Below are 4,671 nucleotides of genomic sequence, written 5' to 3'. Positions count from 1 at the left end.
GCGCAACAGCAGCGTGCCAACACCTCCATGCAAGACCTGACCGACGCCGAACGGCATCGGATCAAGGGCTTGGACACGGAAGCCAAGCGGCTCGATAAGGTGAATGAACTCGATGCAAAGGCCGGCCTGAACCCGAACGGGGACAAGCAGATTTTGACCGAATTCGAGAAGCAACGCCGCATCGAAACGATGGAGCGGATTCATACGCAATATCGCGTTTCCGGTCCTCGCTTCCATTTCAAGGACCAGCCCGACCGGATCGCGTTCCGTGACCTTGGCTCGAAAATGAAGACCGCTTCGAACGACCAGCGGGTGGCCCGCTCGATGGCGATGATGGCCGACGCGAAGGGCTGGAAGACCCTCACGGTTTCCGGCCATCCGGATTTTCAGCGCGAAGTCTGGCTTGAAGCCCGGTTGCGGGGCCTGGAAGTGAAAGGTTTCAAACCCCGCCAGGAAGACTTGGAAGCGCTGAAAACTGCGCAGGAACGCCAAATGGGCAACGTGGTCGAGCGCGGGCCGGAGAAAGAGCGCGCCAGCGCCGACCGGAATGCGCCCGTAGACCGCTCAGAACAGCCGCAAACGGCCGCTCGGCAGTCGGACAAGCGGGATGGGCCGGAACGCACGTCTGCGGCCTCTGTTGCCGCGCTAGGCGTGATTGCGGGCATCGTGGTCGCCCACGGTCGGGCGAACTACAACAACGACCCGCAGGAGAAGCAGAGCTATTACGTCAAGCTCGATACCCCGACCGGCGAACGCACGGTATGGGGTAAGGACTTGGAACGCGCTATGGCTACTTCGAAAGCGAGCAAGGGCGATCAGGTCCAGCTCGAATACAAGGGCAGCGAAACGGTCACGGTGAACGCCCTGAAACGCGACAAGGCCGGTAAGGTCGTCGGCAGTGAACAGGTCGAGACAAACCGGAACGCCTGGGAGGTCAAGAAGACCGAGCGCGAAAGGGTTGTCGAGGCGGTTGCCTCGGCCGTGATCGCGAAAGACTTCAAAAATCCCGCCGCCCGACAGGCGGTGCAGGAAGCAATGGACCGGAAGATTCGCGAACGGGCGAAAGACGGTACGTTGCCGCCCGTGAAGGTCTTCGACAAGACCGCCCCGGCGAAGAACCGCGATGCCGAGCGCACCGGGCCTGTGGTCGAACGGAATGCGGAGCGTTCCCGCTGACGGTAAACGCTGTTTGTCACTGAATTGGCAAAGCCCCGAACCGCGAATGGCTCGGGGCTTTTTTTGGTGACAAACCTTGGCCAGCGATCGCGCCGCGGTGTCACCAAGACAGATTCAGCGCCCGAAAGTGGTGACAGGTCTCGCCGGCGCCGGCGGATGTTCCGTCACCAATGGCTAATGGTGACAAACTGCAGCTGGCCAGGTCGCCGGCCTGTCGCCAAATCCAGCAAGACAGATTCAGCGCGACGGATATCGTTGCGATGCAAAGGCCAAGGTATATAATCTTGGTTCATCTTCACAATGATAACGGAGTCGTCCAATGCGCAAATTGGCTGTCCTGTCATGCGTGGCGCTACTGGCCGCGTGTTCAACACCCCCCAAGCCGCCGAAGGTCAGCGGCTGGCACCGCTCGCCGGTCAATAGCGAAGCGGCCGTGCAGGAATTGCAGTTGCAGGTTTTCCCCCCTGCGCCAGTTGACGGCCAAGCGGTGAAGCTTCAGGGCGCAATGCTTTACGCGCAGACTGTGAGCGTCCATTTCCCGTGGAATCACACCGCCTTTCATCCATCGGAAGAACAGGCGCGACAACTGCGAGCGCTGCTCGCGAACGGGGTCGATTATGTCTCGGTACGTGGGCGCACGGATGGCAAGCGCCCTGCCCCCGGTGACGAAAGCGTTGCCCGGCGACGAGCGGAAGCGGCTCGGGATTGGCTAATCGGCCAAGGCGTTCCAGCCAATCGGATTTACGTAAACTACGTTTCGGCAGGTGACTACGTGTCGAACAACCGAGTTTCGAGCGGTCGCGCATTGAACCGTCGCGTTGACATCGAAATCGTCCGCAGGTGAAGCCCTGCGATTCTTCATCCACCCTGTAGAGGATCTACTATGAAGCGCTATCAACTGCTGTTCGCTTTGCTCGCATCGTTCGTCGCCTTGCCAGCCAGTGCGCAGGACAATCTATTTACTGGCGACACGCGACTTGCTTGCGAAGCTGTTCTTTGCCTGTCCTCGGGCACGCGACCATCTGAATGTGCGCCTTCCTTGCGGCGCTATTTCAGCATCGACGCCCGCAAGCTGAGCGACACCATCAAGGAGCGGAAGAACTTCCTGCAACTGTGCCCGGCGGCATCGCAAGACGACAATATGCGAGCACTGGTGAATGACATCGCCAATGGTGCCGGGCGGTGCGATGCGGCTTCGCTCAACGCGTCCACGATGGTCTGGCGCGGTCGCTTTGACGACTCCGGCAATCGCTATATCAGCAACCGGCTCCCTTCCCATTGTTCGAACTATGCCAATAACGCGTACACAGACGTTCCCCTTGCCCGCTATGTCGGCGATCCCGAACGCGGCGGCTATTGGGTCGAGGCGAGCCGCTATGAAGAAGCGTTCGCCGAGTACAACAGGCTCCTAGCGGAACAAGATCAGCGATATGGCAACGGAAACGGGCGAGAAGTGTTGCGGTGATGGTCCCTGAAGCTTTTCATGGGCGATGACTGACGGAGCATCGCCTGAAGGTTGGCAAAGAAAGGCGCGGCTTTGGCCGCGCTTTTCTTTTGCCTACTCCCTCCCCTGCCCATCCTTCGGCTGGCGAGTCTGAGCGCGTTCCTGTGGCTCCTTCGCCTTGCTCGGCCTGTCCGCAGGCGGTTGTTCGCGATACTGCTGAACAAGCCGCTCATGGCGCGTCTGCGGCGGCGGCATCGTCCGCACGAACTGCACGATTTCCAGCGCTAGCGCCCTCTCCTGCTCGCCACCCCGGACAAGCGCCTTGGCGATCTCGCCATAGGTGCGCTGAACCTTCTTCCGGCGCTCCTGGATGTGCTTCTCTGCGAGATTCTGAAGCTTCGGCCCGCCCTCGGCCTCACGCCACGCGGCATCTAGCTGAGCTTGCTTCAGGATGGGTGTTTCTCGCTTGTCCTCAGGCCGGCGCAATTCCATTCCGCGCCAAGCCTGAAGCTCGGACTTCTGCACGACACCTCTCGCTTTACGAGGCGTGGCGTTCGCCTCGATTCCCTGCTCTCGCATTTTCTCGGCGAACAGCTCGCGCCATTGCTGCAAGTCAGCCTTGCGCGGATTGAGCCGCACGCCATGACGGTCCGCCGCCTTCACCACAAGGTGAACATGCGGATGCTTCTCGTCGTCATGCGCTGCGAAGACGTATTGATGCGTCGGAAATTGCGCCGCCGCGAAAGCTCGCGCTGCATCCTTCACCGACTGACGGTCAGTGCCCGGCGGCATGGACAGGATGATGTTGAACGCTTCCTTTCGCCGCTCGCCCTCGTAGGGAATGCCGATTCGGCCCTTTGCCCAAGCATCGCGGATATCGCGAACGTCTTCTTTGCCCTGCAACACAAGCCCGTTTTCGTCCTCCAGCTCAACCAGTCCGTTGCGCGATATGTAGTCGAAGTGGGCTTTGATCCGCTGCATGTTTTTGCCGCCCCCCGAAATCTTCACCATGACTTCAGGGGCTTTGCGAACCGTCCGCGCGACCTTCGCCAGCGCAGACGGGCCAGAAAGGCCGGGCTTCTGGCTGTTTGTCTTCGGCGCTGGGACTTTTCCGCCTCTGACGTTTCGCCCCCTGCGCGCCGACTTGAACCGAATTTCTAGTTCGTCGTCCCAATCCGGCATGGAGCCATCAACAAGCCGGATGCTCATTCGATGTTCCAGCGCTCAACGCTGGCCCGGATGGCGTTGCTCACAGCGTCCGTGTGCTTATCGATGACCTTGCGCAATTCCTCGATACGCTCGACCGCGACAGGCGACAGCTTGCCCTCGTTCAAACGCCTAGCGATCTGGTTGAGGTTTCGACCGACTGACAGAAGCTGATAGTTCGACTCGCCGAGCGCATCGATTTCGCGCATGCCGAACTGAGGCTCACCGGTTAAGCCCGTGCGGATAGCGTCAACGATCCATCGACGCATCGAACATCGCTCCAAATCCGCCCTATCGCGAACAGCCGCCTTCTCCGATGCCGTCAACAAGATCTCGAAGCGCTCTTTCGGCTCTGGCTCCACTGTCTCACGGGACTGCTTTCGCGGCTGGGCATCTGGTTCCTGGCCCGCCTTGCTTAGCTGCGCCTCAATGGCCTGCTTGATCGCGGCACCCGGCGTCGTTCCACGTGAAGCGCAATAGGCCATCCAGCGGCTTTTCAACGCTGGCCCTAGATGGACGTTCATTGCGCGGCTCGGCTTCTCCACTAATGGCTCCAATTCAATCCAATCCGAATGCGAAGGCATTCGCAAAGTGTCGCTGTGCGCACACTTTACCGGCGAATAGCCTATCCTGCAATAGCCCTCACTCCCTCGCACTTCTTTGGACGGGTCCAAGGTTTTGACGCAAATGGGCCGAAATTCACGGGATGGGACGTGAATCGGGCTATTCAGCCATCGGTTGTTGCGAATGAAGTGAGCTGCGCGCCCTACGGGCTTGCCCAAAGGGGCGCTGCCCCTCTGGACTCTCCGCCCCTCGCCGGGTGGCAGGGATGCAGGGGGTAAAAC

The 4,671-nt window shown here is 60.2% G+C and carries 5 protein-coding genes; 3 read left to right on the top strand and 2 right to left on the bottom strand.

The annotated features are described in order from the left end of the window. From LXM94_RS24585 to LXM94_RS24575, 3 genes are all read left to right on the top strand, one after another. A partial coding sequence (locus LXM94_RS24585; RefSeq protein WP_235774335.1) for an LPD7 domain-containing protein occupies positions 1–1,176 on the top strand: 1,176 nt, incomplete at its 5' end. A 319-nt stretch (positions 1,177–1,495) separates the two neighbouring features. Continuing rightward, positions 1,496–2,020, top strand: coding sequence for an OmpA family protein (locus tag LXM94_RS24580; RefSeq protein WP_235774333.1), 525 nt, complete (start codon positions 1,496–1,498; stop codon positions 2,018–2,020). Between the two features lie 39 nt (positions 2,021–2,059). Next, positions 2,060–2,641 carry a TrbM/KikA/MpfK family conjugal transfer protein gene (locus tag LXM94_RS24575; protein WP_235774331.1) on the top strand — a complete coding sequence of 194 codons (582 nt, stop codon included), beginning with the start codon at positions 2,060–2,062 and terminating at the stop codon, positions 2,639–2,641. A gap of 93 nt (positions 2,642–2,734) precedes the next feature. On the opposite strand, the gene LXM94_RS24570 is transcribed toward LXM94_RS24575, so the two are convergent. Together LXM94_RS24570 and mobC are read right to left on the bottom strand one after the other, a co-directional pair. After that, positions 2,735–3,829 carry a relaxase/mobilization nuclease domain-containing protein gene (locus tag LXM94_RS24570; RefSeq protein ID WP_235774329.1) on the bottom strand — a complete coding sequence of 365 codons (1,095 nt, stop codon included), beginning with the start codon at positions 3,827–3,829 and terminating at the stop codon, positions 2,735–2,737. Continuing rightward, on the bottom strand, positions 3,826–4,371 hold the full coding sequence (gene mobC, locus LXM94_RS24565) for a plasmid mobilization relaxosome protein MobC (RefSeq protein WP_235774327.1): 546 nt from the start codon (positions 4,369–4,371) through the stop codon (positions 3,826–3,828). The genes LXM94_RS24570 and mobC overlap by 4 nt, the downstream gene beginning before the upstream one ends. Positions 4,372–4,671 lie beyond the last annotated feature (300 nt).

The organism is Rhizobium alarense, from assembly GCF_021555155.1.
Taxonomy (GTDB): Bacteria; Pseudomonadota; Alphaproteobacteria; order Rhizobiales; family Rhizobiaceae; genus Rhizobium_D; species Rhizobium_D alarense.
Note: the sequence above shows the minus strand (reverse complement) of the source record. Positions and strands in the feature narration are given on the sequence as shown.